General features: G+C 45.7%; 1 protein-coding gene. It reads right to left on the bottom strand.

Annotated elements, in window-relative coordinates; genetic code table 11:
* On the bottom strand, positions 1-588 hold a 588-nt coding region (locus KIV40_RS29005), incomplete at its 3' end, for a metalloregulator ArsR/SmtB family transcription factor (protein WP_285352685.1).
* Between the last annotated feature and the right edge of the window lie 213 nt (positions 589-801).

Genomic DNA, 801 nt, shown 5'->3' with positions numbered 1-801 from the left:
TGTACAGCGACGTTCACCCGCAATAATGTGTTCGGAACGACTGATATTACAGTCATTTTTAAGCAGTTCGGTAAACACATTTAGCTCTGATTGGCACAAGCTAGGACAGCGTGTTGCGGCTTTACAGATAGGGCAGTGGTTCTCGATCAAGACATAGTGATCGCCTTCGTCGTGCAGCTCGGCTTCATCTTCACGCAATTGAGTGAGGGTTTGGAGTTTGCTAAGAAGGTCATCACAATTGACTAAGGCTTGTTGATACTGCTTTAGGGTCGATTGCTCACGCTCTGCAGCGACTTTGGCTAGGCCTTCTTTTCCAAACAGATTCTCAACGGCATCGATAACTTGAATGGTCAACTCGCCATGACGATCAGAGAATTGACTGTGTCCTTGTTGGGTTAGAGACCAGTGACGCGTTGGGCGACCAACTTTTACCTTAACGTCATGAAACGCCAGAATACCATCATCTTCTAGGCTTTGGAGATGCTGCCTTGCACCCATGGTGGTCATGCCAAACTCTTGTGCGAGCTGCTTAGCAGTAACGGCTCCATGGCGCTTAATGGTGTGTAAAATTCTGTCGCTTGTTTTCATACTATCCCTACCTCATGAACACTACTATTATGAGGCAAGGCATTTATAAAGCAAACCATTTACTATAGCCACTTGACAGCATCGTTATAAAAAGAAAAGGCCAGCATTAAAGTGCTGGCCTTGAACAAAGTTTACGTGGTGGTCGTTATTAAAGAATGTGACCGATCACTTCTGGGTCTTTGCGCTCAAGGTAGTGAATCGACTTGATGCGAC

Source organism: Vibrio sp. D173a, from assembly GCF_030248475.1.
The sequence above is the reverse complement of the archived record's forward strand: the minus strand, read 5'-3'. Positions and strand labels throughout refer to the sequence as shown.